The organism is Pelomonas sp. Root1217, assembly GCF_001425705.1.
In the GTDB taxonomy this organism is placed as follows: domain Bacteria; phylum Pseudomonadota; class Gammaproteobacteria; order Burkholderiales; family Burkholderiaceae_C; genus Pelomonas.
Genome location: NZ_LMDC01000028.1, coordinates 1,171,972 through 1,193,833, shown reverse-complemented (window position 1 = coordinate 1,193,833; position 21,862 = coordinate 1,171,972). Strand labels below are relative to the sequence as shown.

At 69.8% G+C, this 21,862-nt stretch carries 15 protein-coding genes; 10 read left to right on the top strand and 5 right to left on the bottom strand.

Translation table 11 applies throughout. The features are described 5' to 3' along the window. Positions 1 to 5: 5 nt before the first annotated feature. The 5 genes from ASC95_RS25475 to ASC95_RS25455 all read right to left on the bottom strand — a co-directional run bounded on the left by ASC95_RS25475 (position 6) and on the right by ASC95_RS25455 (position 7,486). Positions 6 to 1,856, bottom strand: coding sequence for a feruloyl-CoA synthase (locus ASC95_RS25475; RefSeq protein ID WP_057300424.1), 1,851 nt, complete (start codon positions 1,854 to 1,856; stop codon positions 6 to 8). Next, positions 1,853 to 2,668, bottom strand: coding sequence for a crotonase/enoyl-CoA hydratase family protein (locus ASC95_RS25470; RefSeq protein ID WP_057300423.1), 816 nt, complete (start codon positions 2,666 to 2,668; stop codon positions 1,853 to 1,855). The genes ASC95_RS25475 and ASC95_RS25470 overlap by 4 nt, the downstream gene beginning before the upstream one ends. After that, positions 2,665 to 4,233 carry an acyl CoA:acetate/3-ketoacid CoA transferase gene (locus ASC95_RS25465; protein WP_057300422.1) on the bottom strand — a complete coding sequence of 523 codons (1,569 nt, stop codon included), beginning with the start codon at positions 4,231 to 4,233 and terminating at the stop codon, positions 2,665 to 2,667. The genes ASC95_RS25470 and ASC95_RS25465 overlap by 4 nt, the downstream gene beginning before the upstream one ends. Further along, positions 4,230 to 5,471, bottom strand: a complete 1,242-nt coding sequence (locus tag ASC95_RS25460) for a thiolase family protein (RefSeq protein WP_057300421.1) — start codon at positions 5,469 to 5,471, stop codon at positions 4,230 to 4,232. Before ASC95_RS25460 ends, ASC95_RS25465 begins: the two co-directional genes overlap by 4 nt. A 212-nt stretch (positions 5,472 to 5,683) precedes the next feature. Further along, entirely contained in the window at positions 5,684 to 7,486 is a 1,803-nt protein-coding gene (locus ASC95_RS25455) for a sigma-54-dependent Fis family transcriptional regulator (protein ID WP_057300420.1), read from the bottom strand. A 282-nt stretch (positions 7,487 to 7,768) separates the two neighbouring features. On the opposite strand from ASC95_RS25455, the gene ASC95_RS25450 reads away from it, so the two are divergent. The 10 genes from ASC95_RS25450 to ASC95_RS25405 all read left to right on the top strand — a co-directional run bounded on the left by ASC95_RS25450 (position 7,769) and on the right by ASC95_RS25405 (position 21,862). Next, positions 7,769 to 9,232: a benzaldehyde dehydrogenase gene (locus ASC95_RS25450; RefSeq protein WP_057300419.1), complete on the top strand. Its 1,464-nt coding sequence runs from the start codon at positions 7,769 to 7,771 to the stop codon at positions 9,230 to 9,232. A 28-nt stretch (positions 9,233 to 9,260) separates the two neighbouring features. Continuing rightward, complete coding sequence (locus ASC95_RS25445; protein ID WP_057300418.1) at positions 9,261 to 10,028, top strand: coniferyl-alcohol dehydrogenase; 768 nt, start codon at positions 9,261 to 9,263, stop codon at positions 10,026 to 10,028. A 48-nt stretch (positions 10,029 to 10,076) separates the two neighbouring features. Next, complete coding sequence (locus ASC95_RS25440) at positions 10,077 to 11,810, top strand: DUF1302 domain-containing protein (protein ID WP_057300417.1); 1,734 nt, start codon at positions 10,077 to 10,079, stop codon at positions 11,808 to 11,810. A 20-nt stretch (positions 11,811 to 11,830) separates the two neighbouring features. Continuing rightward, positions 11,831 to 13,189 (top strand): DUF1329 domain-containing protein, encoded by a 1,359-nt coding sequence (locus tag ASC95_RS25435; RefSeq protein ID WP_057300416.1) that lies wholly within the window; start codon positions 11,831 to 11,833, stop codon positions 13,187 to 13,189. After that, a complete protein-coding gene (locus ASC95_RS25430; RefSeq protein WP_057300415.1) occupies positions 13,189 to 14,214 on the top strand; it encodes a YCF48-related protein in 1,026 nt (341 codons plus the stop codon). The genes ASC95_RS25435 and ASC95_RS25430 overlap by 1 nt, the downstream gene beginning before the upstream one ends. Before the next feature lie 8 nt (positions 14,215 to 14,222). After that, the gene (locus ASC95_RS25425) at positions 14,223 to 16,667 is read left to right on the top strand and encodes an RND family transporter (RefSeq protein ID WP_057300414.1); all 2,445 of its coding nucleotides are present in this window, start codon (positions 14,223 to 14,225) and stop codon (positions 16,665 to 16,667) included. Positions 16,668 to 16,727: 60 nt separating this feature from the next. Further along, complete coding sequence (locus ASC95_RS25420; RefSeq protein WP_057300413.1) at positions 16,728 to 18,314, top strand: methyl-accepting chemotaxis protein; 1,587 nt, start codon at positions 16,728 to 16,730, stop codon at positions 18,312 to 18,314. Further along, the gene (locus ASC95_RS25415) at positions 18,311 to 19,414 is read left to right on the top strand and encodes an ABC transporter substrate-binding protein (protein ID WP_057300412.1); all 1,104 of its coding nucleotides are present in this window, start codon (positions 18,311 to 18,313) and stop codon (positions 19,412 to 19,414) included. Before ASC95_RS25420 ends, ASC95_RS25415 begins: the two co-directional genes overlap by 4 nt. Positions 19,415 to 19,452: 38 nt before the next feature. After that, the gene (locus tag ASC95_RS25410) at positions 19,453 to 20,385 is read left to right on the top strand and encodes an alpha/beta hydrolase (RefSeq protein WP_057300411.1); all 933 of its coding nucleotides are present in this window, start codon (positions 19,453 to 19,455) and stop codon (positions 20,383 to 20,385) included. 118 nt (positions 20,386 to 20,503) lie between these two features. After that, positions 20,504 to 21,862 (top strand): glycoside hydrolase family 27 protein, encoded by a 1,359-nt coding sequence (locus ASC95_RS25405; RefSeq protein ID WP_057300410.1) that lies wholly within the window; start codon positions 20,504 to 20,506, stop codon positions 21,860 to 21,862.

Here is a 21,862-nt window from a genome sequence, read left to right as displayed (position 1 = left end):
GGTGTTCAGCGGTGCGGGGTGATGACGTCGGGGTGGCCCACGGGGGCCTCGTGCAGCAGTTCGACCAGGGCCGCGCGGCGGCTCAGCACGGCGCGCTGGTTGATCGAGCCCTTGTCGGTGATCTCGCCGCCATCGATGGACGGCGGCTCGGCCAGCAGCAGCAGCCGGGCCGGTCGGGTGGCGCTGCCGGTGCCCTCGGCCCAGAGCTGGTTGGCCAGCGCCTGGAAGAAGCCGCGTACGGCTGCGTGGCCCAGCGCTTCTTCGGCGGGGACGGTGTCGGGCAGGCCGGCCAGGCGGCGCGCTTCGTTCACGCGCGGCACGATCAGCAGGCCGATCTCGTCGCGCCCCAGGCCCGTGACGACGGCATCGTGCACGCAGGGGAAGCCCAGGGCGATGACGCGGGCGCGCAGCGGGCCGACGCTGACGAAGGTGCCGGTGGAGAGCTTGAAGTCCTCGGCGATGCGGCCGTCGAACATCAGGCCCTTCGTGGGGTCTGCGGGGTCGCAGGGCTTGGCGGCGTCGCCGGTGCGGTAGTAGCCCTCGTCGTCGAAGGCTTGCTGCGTCAACTCGGGTTCGCGCCAGTAGCCGGGCATGACGTTGGGCCCGCGAAAGCGCACCTCGGCCTTGTCGCCCATGGGTACGAGCTTGACGTCCACGCCAGGCACGGGCCAGCCGATGAAGCCGGCGCGGGCCTCCTCGGGAATGGCGAAGGTGCAGGTCGGTGCGGTCTCGGTCATGCCCAGACCGGCCGCGAGGCGGATGCGCTGGCCGATGGCGGCTTCGGCGAGTTGGTTGAAGGCGTCCAGCGTCTTCGGCGACAGCCCTGCGCCGCCGCACTCGACCAACTGCAGCCGGCTGAAGAAATGGTCGCGCAGGGCGGTGTCGGCCTGCAGCGCGGAGACGAGTTCGTCAAAGCCCTTGGGCACGTTGAAGAACATGGTCGGCGCCACCTCGCGCAGGTTGCGCAGCGTGGCCTCGAAGCGGCCCGGCACCGGCCTGCCCTCGTCGATGTAGAGGCTGCCGCCGTTGTAGAGGACGATGCCGAGGTTGTGGTTGCCGCCGAAGGTGTGGTTCCACGGCAGCCAGTCCAGCACCACCGGCGGCTGCTCCGCCAGGAAGGGCATGGCCTGCAGCGTCATCTGCTGGTTGGCGCACCACATGCGCTGGGTCATGACCACGCCCTTGGGCGCCTTGGTCGAACCCGAGGTGAACATCAGCTTGGCGATGGTGTCGGGGCCGACCTCGGCGTGGGAGGCGTCCAGCGCCGGGCCGGGCTGCGTGTCGAGCAGGTCGGCGAAGCGCTCGGCGGCTCGGCCTTCGAGCCGGCCTTCACCGAGGATGACGCGGGAGTCCGCCGTGACGGTGGCTTCGATGGCGCGCGCATAGCTCGCGTCCGCCGCGTAGACGGCGCCTGGCGTGGCCTTGGCGAGGATGTGGCGCAGGCGGCCGTGGTCGGTCGAGACCAGCGAGTAGGCCGGCGAAATGCTGACGCAGGGAATGCCCGCCCACATCGCGCCGAGCATCAGGCTGAGGTGTTCGAGGTCGTTGTCGGACAGGATGACGAGCGGCCGCTCGACGCTCAAGCCCCGGTCCAGCAAGGCCTGGCCGAGGGAGCGGGCGCGCCCGGCCATCTCGACGTAGCTGACGCGGCGCCACGCGCCATCCGCCCCGCGCTGGGCCGCCAGCAGCCGGTCCGGCGCCGCGCCGGCCCAGTGCGCCAGGCGCTCGCCCATGTGCCCGGGGTAGGCTGCCAGCGGCTCCGTCGAGCGCAGCACGAAGCCGCCGTCGGCGAGGGGCTCGACGCTGGCATTGTTCAGGCAGCCGCCAATGGCGACGGGGCGGTAGCGCGGCTTCATGACTTGACGATCTTGGGTGTGCGTTTCTGCAGGAAGTCGTCCAGCCTTCGCTTGGCCTCATCGTCGCCCTGGGCGATGGCCGCCATCAGCGACTCCATGAAGAGGCCGTCGGCCTGCGACAGGTCGGCAATGCGCGGCAGCGCCTGCGTCACGGCGAAGTTGGACAGCGGCGCGTTCTGCGCGATGTGGCCGGCCAGCGCGATGGCCTTGACGACGGCCTGGCCGGCGGGCACGACGTACTGCGCCAGGCCGCGCCGCTCGCCCTCGGCCGCGTCCAGCACGCGGCCGGTCAGCATCATGTCGGTCATGCAGGCCACGCCGGCCAGGCGCGGGATGCGCGCCGAGCCGCCGCCGCCGACGAAGATGCCGCGCTGGCCTTCGGGCAGGCCGAAGTAGGCGGTCTCGTCGGCCACGCGGATGTGGGCCGCAGCCGCCAGCTCCAGGCCGCCGCCGACCACTGCGCCATGCAGTGCAGCGACGACCGGCGCGCGGCAGAACTGGATGGCGTCCATGACGACGTGCCAGCCGCGCGAATGCAGCACGCCCTCGGCCACGCTGCGCTCGCTGAGGTCCGACAGGTCCAGCCCGGCGCAGAAGTGGCTGCCTTCGCCGCTCATGACCAGGGCCTTGGTCGACGCCGGCAGGTTGAGCAGGGCGGTGTGCAGCTGGCGCATCAGCTCTTCGTTGATGGCATTGCGTTTGGCCGGGCGGTTCAGGCACAGGTGTGTGACGGCGCCGGCATGCTCGATGCGCAGCAGGTCGAGCTGGGCCAGCAGGCCGCTGGCGGGAAGGAAGTCGGTGGCGGCGTTCATGCGTGGGTCTGCTTGGAGAGAGCGGCGGCCAGGCCGCCCCAGTGTTCACTAAAGAGGCCGGCGTCCATGGTCTTCACGTCGCGCATCAGCGGGCGGAAGTCCATATGGGCCAGCACGTCGCGTTCGAGGTCGATGCCGGGCGCGATCTCGGTCAGCTCCAGGCCGTCCGGGCGCAGCGCGAACACGGCGCGTTCGGTGATGAACAGCACCTCCTGGCCGCGCCGCGCGGCATCGCGGCCGTTGAAGGTGATCTGCTCGACCTGCTCGACGAATTTGCGCGCGCGGCCTTCCTGGCGGATGTGCAGGCGGCCATCGGCCACGGCCAGGTCCACGCCGCCTGCGGTGAAGCTGCCGCAGAACACGAGGCGCGGCGTCGAGGCGGTGATGTTGATGAAGCCACCGCAGCCGACCGGCCGGCCGTTGAACTTGCTGACGTTGACGTTGCCGTGGCGGTCGGTCTGGGCCAGGCCCAGGAAGCTGCAGTCCAGCCCGCCGCCGTCGTAGAAGTCGAACTGCGACCCCTGCTCGATGATGGACTCGGGGTTGTAGGCCATGCCGAAGTCGCCGCCTTGGGCCGGCACGCCGCCGTTGACGCCGCACTCCACGCTGAGGTTGAGCAGGTCGGACACGCCCTCCTCGGCGGCCACCGAAGGGACGCCGGCCGGGATGCCGATGCCCAGGTTGGTGACGGCACCCGGCTGCAATTCCATGGCGGCACGGCGGGCGATGACCTTGCGCTCGTCCAGCGGCATGGCCGGCATGCTGCCCAGCGGCACGCGCACGTCGCCGCTGAAGGCCGGGTTGAAGGCCGTCGTGATGGTCTGCAGATGGTTCTCGGGCTTGGCGACGACGACGTAGTCCACCACCAGGCCGGGCACCTTGACGCTCTTGGGATGCAGGCTGCCGGCGGCCACCACGGCCTCGACCTGCGCGATGACGATGCCGCCGCAGGCGCGCGCGGCCTGGGCGATGGACAGCTGCTCGAGCAGGATGCCTTCCTTGTCCAGGCTGAGATTGCCGCGCTCGTCGGCATAGGTGGCGCGGATGAAGGCGACGTCGATGCGCGGCGAGGGATGGAAGAGCCACTCCTCGCCCTCGAATTCGACGAGGCGAACGAGGTCTTCCTGCGCGGCGGCGTTGAGCTTGCCGCCTTCCAGCCGCGGGTCGACGAAGGTGCCCAGGCCCACCTTGGTCAGCAGGCCTGGCGAGCGGCTGGCGATGTGGCGCGTGAGGCTGGAGAGGCACCCCTGCGGGAAGTTGTAGGCCTCGACCTCCCCGGCATGCACCATGGCCATCATGGCCTTGCCGGTCTGCCCGAAGTGGCCGGCGACGACGCGCTTGACCATGCCCGCGTGGGCGAAGTGGGCCATGCCGCCGCTGCCGGCATTGCCGATGGCGCCGCAGGCCCAGGTGGTGAGCTGGCGCGGGTGGCCGGTGGCCAGGAAGTGGCGCTCCAGCCCCTGCAGCGCTTCTTCGGCCAGGCCCATCATGGCCAGGCCGCCGAGGAAGAGGGTGGCGCCGTCCTTGACGAGGAGGCCGACCTGGTCGGCAGTGATGATCTTCATGCTGGTGTGTTCTCGATGAGCAGTGCCATGCCCTGGCCGCCGCCGACGCAGGCGGAGACGACGGCGTAGCGGCCGCCGCGGCGCTGCAGCTCGCGGGCCGCGGTGAGGGTGAGGCGCACGCCGGTGGCGGCGAGCGGATGGCCCAGCGCGATGGAGCCGCCGTTGACGTTGAGCTTGGCCAGGTCCAGGCCGAGTTCCTTCACGCAGGCCAGGGTCTGCGCGCCCTGGGCCTCGTTGATCTCGAAGAGGTCGATGTCCGACAGCTTGAGCTCGCAGCGTGCCAGCAGCGCGCGGATGGCCGGCACGGGGCCAATGCCCATGATCTCGGGCGGAACGCCCGCCGCTGCCGCGCCGCGCAGGCGGGCGAGTGGCGTCAGGCCGCGGTCGCGGACCTGCGCGCCGGAGGCCACGACGACGGCTGCTGCGCCGTCGACCAGGGCTGCAGAGTTGCCAGCCGTCTGTACGCCGCCGTCGTAGACCGTGCGCAGCGCGGACAGCGCCTCAAAGGAGGAGGGGCGGGGATGCGTGTCGCGGTCCGCAGCGGCCACCTTGCGTGGCAGCTTGATGCTGCGCGCCTCGTAGCCGTCCAGCTCGAAGCGCTCGCTCGTCACCGGTGCGATCTCGCCGGCGAAGAACCCCTCGGCCTGCGCACGCAGCGCACGCTCGAAGGAGGCGGCGGCATAGGTGTCGACCTCGGCGCGTGTGATGCCGTACTTCTTGGCCAGGTTCTCGGCCGTCTGGATCATCGAGACCTTCGCGGCCGGGTCGTCGAGCGCCTCCCACAGAAAGTCCTTGAAGTCGACCGGCGCGCCGAGCTTGAAACCGCTGCGGTGGGTGTAGGCGCAGATAGGGTTGCGCGACATCGACTCGGCGCCGACCACGAGCGCCAGGCTGGCGTAGCCCAGCGTGATCTGGTCGGCCGCCTGACGAATGATCTCGAAGCCGCTGCCGCAGATGCGCTGCACGCCGATGGCCGGCACCTCGACGGGCACGCCGGCATACAGGCCGATGTGGCGCGGCAGCATGTAGGCGTCGAACGACGCCTGGGCCATGGAGGCGGTGACGACCGAGTCGACGTCGCTGCCCGGCACGCCGGTGCGTTCCAGCGCGGCGCGGGCCGCCTTGATGCCGAGGTCAATGGGCGAGACCTCGGCGAGCGCGCCGCAGTAGTCAACCCAGGGTGTGCGTGCGCCACCGAGCAGCCAGTGGTCGTCGAATCGGGCGGAGAAGTCGGGCATGGATCCGGCCGGCGGAAGCCAGCTTCAAGGCTGTTGATGATTAACAGTATTAACTAAATCATCGTTGATACAGCTAGGGTTTGCACCGATAAATTGATCCTTGAATCGACAACTGGCCATTGTTAATGGCGGATGTTGGCTTGATGGTCCTGGGATGTCGGCTCGCCGTGCTGGTGACAAAGTGATTTGATAAAATAACTGTTTGACGCGTCTCAGCCCTGTGAGGGCGGTTGGGCAGCGCGCTGCAGCCGATAAGCCAACTGCGCCCGCGTGATGCCCAGGCGCCGTGCGGCGGCGGCCAGGTTGCCGTTCTCGGCCTCGGTGGCTTCCTGCAATAGCTGGCGCTCGATGGCGTCCAGCTCGACATGGCCGGCGCCGCCGGTTTGCAGTGCCTCGCCGAGCAGGTCCAGCAGGCGCGGCGGCGGCGCGGCGGCTTTCTGCAGCGTGCCATGGGCGCCGATGGTCAGCAGCGCCTCGTCGCTGAGCTGCTCGCGGCGGAACATGTGGGCCACGTCGATGGCCTGATCGTCCTCGGCCGAGATGACGCCGCGTTCCACCAGGTTCTGCAGCTCGCGGATGTTGCCGGGGAAGGCGTAGTGCAGCATGGCCCGCACGGCCCGGGGCGTGAAGCCGGTCGGGTGGCGGCCGTGCCGCTGGGCCTCGCGGCGCAGGAAATGCGCCATGAGCAGCGGGATGTCGTCGCGCCGCTCGCGCAGTGGCGGCAGGTGGATGGGGTAGACGTTGAGGCGGTAGAAGAGGTCCTCGCGGAAGCGCCCGGCGCGCACCTCGGCCTGCAGGTCCACATTGGTCGCGGCGACGACGCGCACGTCCAGCTGCAGCGTGCGCGTGCCGCCCACCCGCTCGACCTCGCCCTCCTGCAGCGCGCGCAGCAACTTGCCCTGGCTGACCAGGCTGAGCGTCGCGATCTCATCCAGGAACAGCGTGCCGCCGTCGGCCCGCTCGAAGCGCCCGGGGCGTGACTGGCTGGCGCCGGTGAACGCGCCACGTTCGACGCCGAACAGCTCGCTCTCGATCAGCGTCTCGGGGATGGCCGCGCAGTTCACGGCCACGAAGGGCCGGGCGGCGCGCGGGCTGATGCGGTGCAGCCGACTCGCGAAGGCCTCCTTGCCAACGCCCGATTCACCCGTGAACAGCACCGTGGCGCGCGTGCCAGCCACCCGGGCCAGTTGGTGGCAGGCGGACGTGAAGGCCGACGACGCGCCGACGATGTCGTGGCGCTCGATGCCGGGCTGTTCTTCGGCGGCGGCGGGTGTGGCCGCCGTCGGCGCCTCGGCGGCTGCGGGCTCGCTGGCGCTCAGGCGGCGGAATTCCTTGGCTTCCAGGTAACTCAGGTCTTCGCTGATGTCACCCCAGGCGGCCGCGTGACGGCCGACGACTCGGCAGACGCTGGCACCCATGGAGCGGCAGTCGACCTCGCGAAAGATGACTAGCTGGCCGAACAGGCTGGTCACATAGCCGGTGGCATAGCCGACCTGCGACCAGCAGGCCACCTCGGTGCCGACGCCGTAGGCGCTGATGTGCTCGTCGTCCTCGCTGGAGTGCTCCCACAGGAACTCGCCCTCGTAGGTGCCTCGGTTGATGTCGAAATCGAAGGCCAGCGGCGTCACCTTGACGACGCCTTCGAGCGCATGCAGCCGCGTGCCGGCCATGAAGACGGTGGCCGCGTCGGCATTGGGCCAGCGCTCGCGCACGAGCTGGGCGTCGCGGGCGCCCGAGACATAGCCGGCGCGCGTCAGCAGGCCGCGGGCGCGCTCCATGCCAAGGGTGTCGATCAGTTCGCGGCGCAGATGCCCGACGGAGGAGCTGTGCAGCAGCAGCATGCGCTGATCGTTCAGCCAGATGCGGCCATCGCCCGGCGAGAAGAACAGCGACTCGGTCAGGTCGCCCATCGTGGGCGCCTGGTCCTGCACGAAGTGCTTGCTGTCGCCGCGCTTCAACATGGTGCCGGTCTGGCGGGCCACCTCGGCCAGGGAGATGCGGGGCGATTTGGTCATGTAGTGATGAATTGAGCAACACGGCGGGCCGTCGAGTCCTTGAATTGTTTTCAATTCATAAATATCCAGGTCCAGGGATAACCCGCGACGGTGGCCTCTACATCGGGGCCAGGGAAAGTCCCAGGGCGAGGTGGGTCCTTCACTCTGAAAACGATCCGCCGTGGCGTGGCCGTGGGCAGGGCTGGCGCGGTGCATGGCAGGGCATGGCACAGGCGTTGCACTGCATCAGGGCAAGCGAGCACCGAGTTCGCGCTTTTCGCAACCCACCTCAGCAGCCCCGCCATGAGCACTCAGCCCCTACTCGACCCCACCCTGTGGCGTGAACACCTCTACAGCAGCGGCTGGCGCGCCGCCTCGCAGGCTGCCGATGTGATCGAACCCGCGACGGGCGCCGTGCTGGTGCGCACCGGCCGCGCCGTGGCTGCCGACGTGGCACCCGCCACCGCTGCGGCCACCGCCGCCCAAGCCGCCTGGGCCGCGCTGCCGCCGCGTGAGCGCGCTGGCGTGTTCCTGCGCGCCGCCCAGCTCTTCCAGCAGCACTTCGACGAGCTGGCGCTCTTCGTCACCCGCGAGAGCGGCGCCATCCTGCCCAAGGGCCAGCACGAGCTGCGCGAGGCGATTGCCTTCTGCCAGATCGCCGCCGCCATGCCGCTGCAATCGCAGGGCCAGGTCTTGCCGAGCACGCCGGGCCGCATGTCCATCGCCCGGCGCGTGCCGCTGGGCGTCGTCGGCGTCATCTCGCCGTTCAACTTCCCGCTCATCCTGACGCTGCGCGTCGTCGCCCCGGCGCTGGCCGCCGGCAACGCCGTCATCATCAAGCCTGACCCGCGCACGCCGGTCAGCGGCGGTTTCATGATCGCCCAGGTCTTCGAGGCTGCCGGCCTGCCCGCGGGCCTGCTGCATGTGCTGCCCGGCGGTGCCGACGTGGGCGAGGCGCTGGTGACCGACCCGGCCGTCGCGATGATCTCCTTCACCGGCTCGGCCGGCGTGGGCCGCCGGATCGGTGAGCTGGCCGGCCGGCACCTGAAGAAGGTCTCGCTGGAACTCGGCGGCAGCAATGCCCTCGTCGTGCTCGACGACGCCGACCTCGACCTTGCCGCCAGCAACATTGCCTGGGGCGCCTGGCTACACCAGGGCCAGATCTGCATGGCCAGCAACCGCGTGCTGGTGCATGAGTCCATCGCGCCGGCCATCACCGAGCGCCTCGTCGCCAAGGCTCAGCACCTGCCGGTGGGCGACGGTGCCACCGGCCAGGTCGCCCTGGGGCCCCTGATCGACGAGCGCCAGCGCGACCGCGTACACGCCGCCGTGCAGGCCAGTGTCCAGGCCGGCGCCCAGCTGCTGGCCGGTGGCAGCTATGACCGTCTTTTCTACAAGCCCACCGTGCTGGGCGGCGTCAAGCCCGGCATGCCGACCTTCGACGACGAGACCTTCGGCCCGGTCGTCAACCTCGTCACCTTCAAGACCGACGAGGAAGCCGTGGCCCTGGCCAACACCGGCCATGGCGGCCTGGCGGCCGGCGTGATCTCCAAATCGGTCGGTCGCGCATTGGCCATCGGCAACCAGCTGCGCGCCGGCATGGTCCACATCAACGACCAGACCGTCAACGACGACGCCGTCAACCCCTTCGGTGGCCCCGGCATCGCCGGCAACGGCAACTCGCATGGCGGCCCTGGGGACTGGGAGCAGTTCAGCACCTGGCAGTGGCTGACCGTCAAGGAAACGCCCCCCCAGTTCCCCTTCTGAACCCACAACAAACCATCAGGAGACAAGCATGAACTTCCAAGGCAAGACCATCGTCATCACCGGCGCCAGCTCCGGTATCGGCGCCGAGACGGCGCGCTTCCTGCGCCTCAAGGGCGCCCGCGTCATCGGCGTGGACCGCAACGAGCCGCTGCTGACGCTGGACGGCTTCATCAAGGCCGACCTGTCCGAGCAGGCCGCCGTCGACGCCGCCTTCAAGCAGCTGCCCGAACGCTTCGATGCGCTGTGCAACATCGCCGGCGTGCCCGGCACGGCGCCGGTGGACCTGGTGGCCCGCGTCAACTACCTGGGCCTCCGCCACCTCTGCACGCGCGCCATCGAGCGGCTCCCCCAGGGCGGCGCCATCGTCAACATCGCCTCCATCCTGGGCGCCGAATGGCCGGCGCGGCTGGACCTACACAAGGCTCTGGCCGAGACGCCCACCTTCGAGGCCGGCCTGGCCTTCCTCGCGAAGAAGCCGGTGGCGCAGGAGACCTGCTACCAGTACTTCAAGGAGGCGCTGATCGTCTGGACCCTGACGCAGTCGCAGAAATGGTTCCTCAACAACGGCGTGCGCATGAACTGCGTCGCGCCCGGCCCCGTGCTGACGCCCATCCTGGGCGACTTCGTGCAGATGCTCGGCGAGGAGCGCGTGCAGAAGGACTCCCACCGCATGAAGCGCCCCGCGCTGGCCGACGAGGTCGCGCCAGTCGTCGCCTTCCTGTGCGCGGATGAGTCGCGCTGGGTCAGCGGCATCAACCTGCCGGTCGACGGCGGGCTGGCCTCGACGTACTACTGAGTTCCGAAGCGGGCCGCCGAGCCCGCACCCACAACCCGAGGAGACAACATGACAAGACCCACCCGCCTTGCGCTGGCGGTGGCGGCAGCCTTCGCCCTGCCGGCCGCCCACGCTTTCGACATCGAGCTGCCCAGCAGCGACTACAAGCTGCGCCTGGACCTGACGCCCAAATACAGCACCGCCGTGCGGACGAAGAGCCCGTCCGACGCGCTGACGCGGCTCGACGTGGCCAAGGACCCCGGCACCGTCAACGAGGACGACGGCGACCACAACTTCAAGCGCGGCCAGATCTCCAACCGCTTCGACCTGCTGGCCGAGATCGACCTGGCCGGCCCCGGCTGGGGCGCGCGGGTGAGCGGCAACGCCTGGCGCGACTCGGTCTATCTGCGCAAGAACAGCTATGCCGGCACCGCGCTGTATGCCGGCGGCAATGCACTGGGCCCGGTGATCCCGACGTCCAACACCTTCGGCGGCCAGGCCCCCAACGAGTTCCTGCCCGACACCCGCCGCCAGCATGGCCAGAGCGGCGAGTTCCTAGACGCCTTCGTCTACGTGAAGGGCGAGGTCGGCGGCATGAAGAGCACCGTGCGCATCGGCCGCCACACGCTGCAGTGGGGCGAGAGCCTGTTCTTCGGCCAGAACGGCATCGCCAACGCGCAAGGGCCGGTCGACGTTGCCAAGGTCGTCTCCGTGCCCGGCTGGCAGTTCAAGGAAGTGCTACTGCCGGTCGAGCAGGTGTCGGCCTCGCTGCAGATCGCCGAAGGCATTTCGCTGGGCGCCTATTACCAGCTCAAGTGGCGGCCCAGCAAGATCCCGGGCGTCGGCAGCTTCTTCTCCAACCAGGACTACGTCGGCACCGGCACCGTCAACTTCGGCCAGACCCCGCAGGGCGCTCCGATCCTGCTGAGCTACGACAAGAGCAAGGACCTGCGGCCACGCAACTCGGGGCAGGGTGGCGTGCAGCTGCGCCTGAGCCCGACGGGCAGCGACTACGAGTTCGGCCTCTACGCCGCCCAGTACCACGACAAGACGCCCGCCGTGCCGGTGTTCGACTTCGTCAACGGCAATGTGCACCTGGCCTATGGCGACGACATCAAGGCGGTGGGCGCCAGCGTCACCTCGTCGATCGGCCAGCTGAACTGGGCCGTCGAAGGCTCGGTGCGCTGGAACGCGCCGCTGAACAGCGACCCCGCCGTGCTGGGCCTGGGGCCCGTGCTGGCCTGCGGCGGCAGCGACAAGCCCTGCTTCGCCGTCGGCCGCACGGCCCATCTGCAGGCCTCGGGCATCTATGTGCTGCAACCCGGCGCGCTGTGGCAGGGCGGCTCCCTGGTGGCGGAGCTGGCCTACAACCACCGGCTCAGTATCAGCAAGGACATCTTCGCGACGCCGACAGGCGCCAGCATGGGGATCGGCGGCCTGGACCCGAACAGCACCAAGGGCGCGTTCGCCTTGCGCATGCTGTTCGAGCCGCAGTACTTCCAGGTGCTCGCGGGGCTGGACCTCTCTGTGCCCATCGGCCTGGGGGTCAACTTTGGCGGCCGCTCGTCCGCCATCGCCAACTTCGCGGGCGGCGCCTCCAGCGCGGGCGACTACAGCATCGGCCTGAAGGGCAAGTACCAGAACGCCTGGACCTTTGCGCTGATCTACAGCGACTTCTTCGGCACCGCCAAGACCTTCACCGAGACCCTTGTGGCCGGCAGCGGCTCGCCGCGCCAGCTCACGTTTGGCCAGTCGCTGCGCGACCGCGCCAACGTCAGCTTCACCGTCTCGCGCACCTTCTGAAGCCCCACGGAGCACGTCACATGAACCGCACCCATCTCAAGGCCACGCTGCTGGCCACCGCCCTGCTGCTCGCTGGCCCGGCCCTCGCCGCCGTGTCGGCCGACGAAGCCGCCAAGCTCAAGACCACACTGACCCCGCTGGGCGCCGAGCGCGCCGCCAACAAGGACGGCACGATCCCCGCGTGGGACGGTGGCCTGACCAAGGCGCCCGCCGGCTTCAAGCCTGGCGATGCCCGGCCGGACCCCTTCGCCGCCGAGAAGCCGCTGTACAGCATCAACGCCAAGAACATGGCGCAGTACGACGCCAAGCTCAGTGACGGCGTCAAGGCGCTGATGAAGAAGTACCCCGACTTCCGCATCGACGTCTACCCGACCCACCGCACGGCCGCCGCGCCGCAATGGGTCTACGACAACACCTTCAAGAACGCCACGCGCGCCAAGCTCGTCGACAACGGCCAGGGCACCGAAGGCGCCTATGGCGGCACGCCGTTCCCCATCCCCAAGGACGGCTACGAGGTGTTCCAGAACCACCGCCTCGCCTGGGTCGGCACCTATGCACAGGCGCCGGTGCGGGTCTGGGTCGTCACGGCCGACGGCAAGCGCGCGATGGCCTCGGGTGGCACGCAGAGTTTTCGCAGGCAGTTCTACGACCCCGAGGGCAGCCTGGAGAAGTTCGACGGCTATTCGGGTCTCGGCAAGTTCGTCGTCAGCGAGCCCGGCTCCAAGGCAGGCGAGGCCATCCTGGCGCACGACAACCTCAACGCCGGCAACCCGCGCGGTCTGTGGCAATACCTGGTGGGCCAGCGCCGCGTGCGCAAGGCGCCGTCGGTGGCCTACGACACGCCCGACTCGGTGACCTCGGGCATCGGCCTGTTCGACGAAGCCTTCATGCTGTTCGGCCCCAGCGACAAGCACAACCTCAAGCTGGTCGGCAAACGCGAGCTCTTCATCCCCTACAACAACAACCGCGCGGCATCGGCCAAGGTGGCCGACCTCGTCACGCCCAACACGCTGAACCCCAGCGTCGTGCGCTGGGAGCTGCATCGCGTGTGGGAAGTCGAAGCCACGCTGGCCGAGGGCAAGCGCCACGTCGTGCCCAAGCGCAAGTACTACATCGACGAGGACAGCTGGCAGATCATCCTGTTCGACGGCTGGGACGCCAAGGGCGAACTCTGGCGCACCAACTACACGCTGACCCTGCTGGCGCCGGACATCCCGGCCGTCATCGGCAGCATGTTCTGGGGCGGCTACGACCTGCAGACCGGCGCCTACTACCTGAACATGGCCAGCAACGAGCTGGCCAGCCAGTACAAGGTCGTCGCACCGCTGCCGCGCAACTTCTTCAGCCCTGAAGAGCTCGCGAACGAAGGAGCGCGTTGATGCGCTGGCTGGCGGCTTTGACGCTGGCCTGCGTGGCCGCCGCCCGGGCTGCCACGCCCGCGCCGGCCGCGCTGGCCGAGTCCGCGCTCATCAGCCCCAAGGCCCTCGGCGCGGCGACCCTCGCGGTCACCCGCGCCGGGGATCGGCTGGTAGCGGTGGGCGAGCGCGGCACGGTGCTGTGGTCCGACGACGGCGGCAAGGCCTGGCAGCAGGCGCAGGTGCCGGTGCGTGCGGGCCTGACGGCTCTGCGCTTCGTCGACGCGCAGACCGGCTGGGCCGCCGGCCACCTGGGCGTCATCCTGAAGACGAGCGACGGCGGCAAGACCTGGGTCAGGCAGATGGAGGGCCTGCAGGCCGCGCAAGCCCTGCTCTCTGCGGCCACCGATGACGCTGGTCGCCGCGCTGCCCAGCGCTTGGTGGAGGAGGGCGCCGACAAGCCCTGGTTCGACATCGACGTGATCGATGCGCGCCAGGCCATCGCCGTCGGCGCCTATGGCCTGGCCATGGTCACCCGTGACGGCGGCACCAGTTGGCAGCCACTGCCGACGCGCGCCGCCAACCCGCGCGGCCTGCATCTCTACGGCGTGCGTGTTGTCGATGGCCAATGGCTGATCGCCGGCGAGCAAGGCCTGCTGCTGCGCTCCAGCGACGGCGGCGCCACGTTCACGGCCCTGGCCTCGCCCTACAAGGGCAGCTTCTTCGGCCTGCTCGTGTCGGACAAGGGCACGCTGCTGGCCTATGGCCTGCGCGGCAGCGTCTACCGCTCGGCCGATGCCGGCAACAGCTGGACCAAGGTCGAACTCGGCACGCCGCTCAGCCTGCAAGCCGGTATTGAGCGGCGCGGTGAACTGACGCTGCTGACCCAGACCGGCGAACTCTTCGTCAGCGCCGACGACGGTCTCAGCTTCACGCGCCGCCCGCCACCCGCTGGTCCCTTGCCGGCCGCCGGCCTGGCCGCCGCACCCGATGGCGCCTGGGTCATCGCCAGCCTGCGCGGCACCCGCCGCGCCAACGCACAGCCCTGAACTCCACCATGCACGCCACCGACACGCTGGGCGCCCAACCGGTCATCACCCAGCTCGACGACTTCGACACCCGATCCGGCTCCTGGGCCGAGCGGCTGCTGTTCAACCACCGCCCGTGGGTCATGCTGCTGTGCCTGCTGGCCACGTTGTGGCTGGGCCAACAGGCCTTCAAGCTGACGCTCAACGCCAGCTTCGAGAAGACCATCCCGACGTCGCACCCCTACATCGCCAACTACCTGGCGCACAAGGCCGACCTGGGCGGCCAGGGCAATGCGCTGCGCATCGTGGTCGAGGCCCGCAAGGGCACGATCTACGACAAGCACTACCTCGACACGCTGCAGAAGATCAGCGACGAGATCTACCTGATGCCGGGCGTGGACCGGCCCTTCATGAAGTCGCTGTGGACGGCCAACACCCGCTGGGTCGCCGTGACCGAGGAGGGGCTGGACGGCAACACCGTCATGGGCGACAGCTACGACGGCTCGCCCGCCGCGCTGGCCGAGGTGCGCGCCAATGTCGAGCGCTCCGGCGAGATCGGCCAGATCGTCGCCGGTGATGCCAAGTCCAGCATCGTCTTCGTGCCGCTGCTGGACGTGAACCCCAAGACCGGCCAGGCGCTGGACTACGGCGAACTCGGCCGCCAGGTCGAGGCGCTGCGCGCCAAGTACGACAGCGACGCCATCGCGCTGCATGTGACCGGCTTCGCCAAGGTCATGGGCGACCTCATCGAGGGCTTGCAGCAGGTGCTGGTGTTCTTCGCGGTCGCGCTGGTGATCTGCGCCGGTGTGCTGTGGGCCTACACGCGCTGCGTGCGCAGCACGGCGCTCGTGGTCGCCTGCTCGCTCATCGCCGTGGTGTGGCAGTTCGGCCTGCTGGCCTTGCTCGGCTATGCGCTGGACCCGTATTCGGTGCTCGTGCCCTTCCTCGTCTTCGCCATCGGCATGAGCCATGGCGCGCAGAAGATGAACGGCATCATGCAGGACGTCGGCCGCGGTACGCATCGCGTGGTGGCCGCGCGCTACACCTTCCGGCGCCTGTTCGTCGCCGGCCTCACGGCGCTGCTGTGCGACGCCGTCGGCTTCGCGGTGCTGGCCTTGATCAAGATCCAGGCCATCCAGGACCTGGCGCTGGTGGCCAGCATCGGCGTGGCGGTGCTGATCTTCACCAACCTCGTGCTGCTGCCCATCCTGCTGTCCTATGTGGGCGTGGGCGCGGCGGCAGCCAAGCGCAGCCTGCGTGACGACCCCGAGTTCAACCCCAAGGCTGGCAACTCGTGGATGTGGCGCCAGCTCGACCGCTTCACGCAGCGCGGCCCGGCGCTGGTGGCCCTCGGCGTGTCGGCCGCGCTGGCGGTCGCGGGCTATGCCGTCAGTACTCGGCTGCACGTCGGCGACCTTGACCCCGGCGCGCCCGAGCTGCGCGCCGACTCGCGCTACAACCGCGACAACGACTACGTCACCCAGCATTACGCCGCTTCGAGCGACATCCTGGTCGTCATGGTCTCCACGCCGGAAGACCAGTGCACCCGCTACGGCACGCTGGCCAAGGTCGACCAGCTCGCCTGGCAGCTGGAGCAGTTGCCAGGCGTCGAGTCCACCAACTCCATGGCGGCGCTCTCCAAGCTCGCGATGGTGGGCTACAACGAGGGCCAGCTGAAGTGGTACGAGCTGATCCCCAACGACAGCGCCCTGGGCGGCGTGCAGACCCGCGCGCCGCGTGAGCTGTTCAACCAGGGCTGCTCCTTCCTGTCGCTCTACGTCTACCTGAAGGATCACAAGGCCGAGACGCTGAGCACGGTCGTCGCGACGGTCGAGGACTTCATAGCGAAGAACTCGACCAAGGACGAGCGCTTCATGCTCGCGGCCGGCTCGGCCGGCATTGCAGCGGCCACCAACATCGTCGTCAAGCAGGCGATGAACCAGATGCTGTGGTGGGTCTACGGCGCCGTCGTCGTGCTGTGCTGGGTGACCTTCCGCTCCTGGCGCGCCGTCGTCGTGGCTGTACTGCCGCTGGTGCTGACGTCCATTCTTTGCGAGGCACTGATGGTGGGCCTGGGGATGGGGGTCAAGGTCTCGACACTGCCCGTCATTGCGCTGGGCGTGGGCATCGGCGTGGACTACGCGCTCTATGTGCTCAGCGTCATGCTGGCCAAGCTGCGCGCGGGTGAAAGCCTGTCGGCCGCCTACCTGCAAGCGCTGCAGTTCACGGGTCGCGTCGTGATGCTGACCGGCGTGACGCTGGCACTCGCGGTCGGCACCTGGGCGCTGTCGCCGATCAAGTTCCAGGCCGACATGGGCATCCTTTTGGCGTTCATGTTCGTGTGGAACATGGTGGGGGCGCTGGTGTTGGTTCCCGCGCTGGCGCATTGGCTGCTCAAGCCGACGCCCCCGCAGCGCCTGAGTGAAAACCAAACAAAGCCACAGAGGCACAGAGGCACAGAGGCAGCGGCATGAAGGTCCCTCTGTGGCTCTGTGGCTCTGTTCTCCTGGCGCATGTCGCCTTGGACAACTGAGATGAGGCTATGGCATCGCTGGTTTGCCAGCCTGGTCGGCCGCATCTGGCTCGGCATGGGTGGCCTGCTCGCGCTGATGCTGGTCATCGCCGGCATCGGCCTGTACCAGTCGCAGGCCGTCGAGACCCGGCTGCTGTCGGCCCAGGCCGAGGCGCAGCGACTGACGGCGGCCGGGCGGCGCATGCATGACCGCGTGACCGACGCCTACCTGGCCACCTTGCTGGCGACGATGGTCGACGACCCGGAGGACCTGAAGTTCGAGCTGGGCAGCCTGGACAAGGCGATGGCCGCCTACCGGACGCAGTTCGACGAGGTCTTCAACCAGCCGACCGAGGCCATGGCACAGCGCGCCGACGAACTGCGTCGCACCGAGACCGAACTGGCGCCGATGCTGGCCAGCTCCGTCAGCCGCTTGCAGCGGGCGGCGGGCGACGCGGGGGCCGACTACCAGCATGACTCGGCCATCCAGGAGCTGGTGGTCAGCAGCCTGAAGCCGCTGTTCGATCAATGGCTGCGTGCCATCGACGCGCTGGACACCGCAGCCGCCGAGGCCAGCGAGGCGGCCAGCGCGCAGGCCTCGGCCGCCGCGCGCTGGGGGCGCTGGGCGCAGGCGGGCGTGGTGGTGGCGGGCCTGGTCATCGGCCTGGCCGTGGCTTTCGGCGTGGCGCGCAGCCTCACGCGGCCGGTGCGCGCGGCCGTGGCCGTCGCCTCGCGCGTCGCCGAAGGCAATCTGCGCGAGGCTGTTCCACCAGGCGGCCAGGACGAGATCGGCCAGCTGCTGCGCTCGCTCGGCGACATGCAAGGCGGCCTGCATCGCCTGGTGGCCTCGGCACGGGATGCCGCGGAGCAGATCGACGTCTCGGCCGGCGAGGTTTCGTCGGGCATCTCGGACCTCTCCCACCGCACCGAGCTTGCCGCCGCCGAACTGCAGCGCACCGCCGCCGCCACCGCCCAGCTCGCCGTCGGCGTGCAGGCCCTGGCCGACTCGGCCGCCAGTGCGGGCGCCGTCACGCACGCCGCCACGCAGGCCGCCCTGGCCGGCGACACGGCGATGGGCCAGGCTCAGGCGCTGATGAGCGCCATCGGCCGCAGCTCCGAGCGCATCGCCAGCATCGTCGGCGTCATCGACAACATCGCCTTTCGCACCAACATCCTGGCGCTCAACGCCGCCGTCGAGGCGGCCGGCGCGGGCGAGCATGGCCGAGGTTTTGCAGTGGTGGCGGGCGAGGTGCGCCTGCTGTCCAAGGGCGTGGCCGACGCGGCGCGCGACGTCCGCCGGCTGGTCGAGTCTTCAGCCGACGAGGTCAAGGCCGGCCAGGCGCTGGTGCTGCAGGCCGGTGGCGCCATGCAGGAGACGGTCGCGGCCGTGCAGCGGCTCACCGACTTCCTCGGTGGCATCGCCACCGCCATGCCCGGCCAGGCCAGCCAGGTGGCCGCCGTCGACGGCGCCGTGCAGGCGCTGGAGCAGGTGACGCAGCAGAACGCCGCGCTGGTGGAGCAGGGTGCCGCGTCGGCCGTTGCGCTGGGTGACCAGGCGCGGCGGTTGAAGTCGCTGGTGGCGGTGTTCCGGCTAGAAGCGAACTCATGAGCTTGTTCCGGTTACTGGCCACTCTGGTGCTTGGCCTGCTGTGCGCCGTCGCGGCGGCCGAGCAGGCGCCGCTGGTGCTGGGCCAGTCGCTGCCCCTGTCCGGCCCCGCCTTCCCGATCAGCAACCGCGTGCAGGCCGGGGCCAAGGCGCTGGTGGAGCGGGTCAACGCCAATGGCGGCATAGCAGGGCGCCGGCTGGAGCTGGTGAGCCTGGACGACGCCGGCGACAGCCAGCGCCGCGCGGCCAACCTGCGCAAACTCGCCCGCGAGCACCATGCCGTCGCCTTCGTCAACTGCCTGGGCGAGCGCGCCTGCCTGCAGACCGCCGCCCTGGCGCGCGAGTTGAATGTGCCGCTGGTCGGCCCCTTCTCCGGCGCCGCCGCTTTGCACCAGCCGGCCCAGCCCATGGTGTTCAGCCTGCGGCCCGATGACCGGCGCGAGGCCGAGGCGCTCGCCGCGCAACTGCGGGCCATCGGCATCGAACAGGCCGTGCTGCTGGGCGATGGCGACGAACCGGGTCGCGAGCACGCGCTGGCGGCGGCGCTGCAGGCGGCGGGCATCCGCTTCCACGCGGTGGCGATGCAGTCGGACAGCTCGGCCACGTTGCGCGAACTGGCCGCCGCCTCGCCGCAGGCCCTGGTGCTCAATCTCGGCCCCGAGTCGCTGGAGCTGCTGACCCGCCACGAGGCCGCCTGGCGCGCCGCCCTGCCCCTGACGGTGGCGGCGCTGTCGTCCCCCGGGCTCACGCAGCTGACGCGGCTGCTGCGCGACCGGCTGATCGGCTTCACCAGCGTCGTGCCCAACCCCGAGATCTCGCAGCTGCCGCTGGTGCGCGAGTTCGAGCGCGATGCGGAAGGCCACGTCGGCCCCGAGGCCATCAGCCTGGAGGGCCTGGCCGCCTATCTGCATCTGCGCGTCTGCGTCGAGGCGCTGCGCCGCGTCGGCAGCCGGGTTGACGGGCCCGCGGTGGCGGCCGCGCTGGAGAACCTGGGCTTGCTCGACCTCGGCGGCTTCAGCGTGCGCTTCAGCCCCCGCCAGCACCGTGGCTCCGAGCACGTCGAGATCGGCCTGCGCGGCCGCGACGGGCGCCTGCGCCGCTGACTTTCCCTTTCTTGCCTGACCCTCAAAAGGAGATACCCATGCTCGACCTGCACCTCCAGCACATGCTCGCCCAGGCGGCCGGCGCTCCCGACCTCTGCGACCTGCCGCCCGAAGCCTGCCGCGGCTTGTACCGGCAGATCTGCACGCTGGCCACAGTGCCGCCCGCCGACGTCAGCGTGACGCCGCACCAGACCCGCTTTGGCGGCCAGGCTGTGGACGTGCGCATCTACAAGCCCCACGGCGCGGCCGGTGCCTTGCCCGTGACGCTGTACTTCCACGGCGGCGGCTTCGTGCTCGGCGACCTCGACGGTTACGACGCCGTCTGCCGTCAGCTCTGCGCCGACAGCGGCGTGATGGTCGTCAGCGCCGCTTACCGCCTCGCGCCCGAGCATCCTTATCCCGCTGCCATCGAGGACAGCTTCGCCGCGCTCGGCTGGGTGGCCGAAGCCATCCGCGGCTTTGGCGGCGACCCGACCCGCCTGGCCGTGATGGGCGACAGCGCCGGTGCCGCGCTGGCCGCCACCTCCGCCTTGCTGGCGCGAGATGCGGGCGGGCCGGCCATTGCCTTGCAGGTGCTCGTCTACCCGCCGGCCGCCGGTGGCCATGAAGGCGACTACCCGTCCCGCGAGCAGCACGCTGCCGGCCCGACGCTGACGAAGCGGACCATGGACTATTTCAGCCGCCACTACTTCGGCGCCAGCGGCAAGGCACCCGACTGGCGCGGCGCGCCGCTGCTCGCCCCCAGCCTCGCCGGCCTGCCGCCGACGCTGCTGCTGCTGGCAGGCCATGACGCGCTGCGCGACGAAGGCATGGCCTACGGCGAGGCGCTCGGCGCGGCCGGCAATGCCGTCACGATCGTCGAGTACCACGGCCTGGCGCACGGCTTCATCAGCATGGCGGGCGCCGTGCCGGCGGCGCGGCTGGCGCTGGGACAGATGGCGGCGGCCTTGCGGCAGGCCCTGCAGCCGTGACCTGCTGGCGCCCTAGCCATATCGAAACCGGCATGGATTGAGAGGAAATCGCCATTGGATTGTTGTCGCGCAATGCCGTACACCCCGTAGCCACGACAAACGAGACAAGAGACATCCCATGGCATTGAATCGAAGGGGCCTGATCGGCGCAGGCCTCACCGGCATCGCGGCGTCCACGCTGCCCGCCGAGGCCGCCACCACCGCTACTGCTAGCGTAAGGCCGGCCAAAGGCCTGCTGGCCCCCACGCCGCCGATGGGCTGGAACAGCTGGAACAGCTTCGCCACCACCATCAACGAAGCCCAGGCCCGCGAGACCGCCCGCATCATGGCGGACAAGTTGCTGCCGGCCGGCTACAACATCTTCACCATCGACATCCAGTGGTACGAGCCCGGGGCGTCGAGCTACAGCTACAGCGCCAACCCCGAGCCCGCCATGGACGGCTACGGCCGGCTGATCCCGGCCGAGAACCGCTTCCCGTCCAGTGCCGGCGGCAAGGGCTTCGCGCCGTTGGCGGCTGACGTGCACGCCATGGGCCTGAAGTTCGGCATCCACCTGATGCGCGGCATTCCTCGCCTGGCTGTGAAGCGCAACCTGCCCATCCTGGGCACGCCTTACCACGCCGCCGACGTCGCCGACACGCGCAGCGTCTGCACCTGGAACCCCGACATGTACGGCGTGGACATGACGAAGCCCGGCGCCCAGGCCTACTACGACAGCGTGTTCGCGCTCTACGCCTCCTGGGGCGTGGACTTCATCAAGATGGACGACATGAGCCGGCCCTACGACGCCCACGCGCCGGAGATCGAGGCCGCCCACCGCGCCATCGTGCGCACGAAGCGGCCGATGGCACTCAGCCTGTCGCCCGGCGAGACCCCAGTGAGCCGCGCCGAGCATGTGCGCCGGTTCGCGCAGATGTGGCGCATCTCCGACGACTTCTGGGACGAGTGGCACATGCTGGAAGCCCAGTTCACCCGGCTGGAGAACTGGAACCCCTGGCGTCAGCCCGGCGCCTGGCCGGACCCCGACATGCTGCCGCTGGGCCGCCTGGCGCTGGGTGAGCGCAACACCAAGTTCACCGCCGACGAGCAGCGCACACTGATGACGCTGTGGGCCATCACCCGCTCGCCGCTGATCATGGGTGGCGACCTGCGCCACCTGGACGAGCCAACGCTGGCGCTGCTGACCAACCCCGAGGTGCTGGCCGTCGACCAGACCAGTTCGGACAACCGGCCGCATTTCGTCGAGGACTTCGTACGCATCTGGTCGGCCCGGCCGAGTGATGGCAAGGGCCGCTACGTTGCGCTGTTCAACGCCACGGACAAGGCACGCGAGGTTTCCATCGCGCTGCGCGACCTGGGGCTGGACGGCGTGCGCCAGGTGCGCGACCTGTGGGCGGGTAAATCCCTCGACACGGCATCGGGCCGGTTCGCCCAGCACCTGCCGTCGCATGGCGCCGGGCTCTACCGGCTCAGCTGA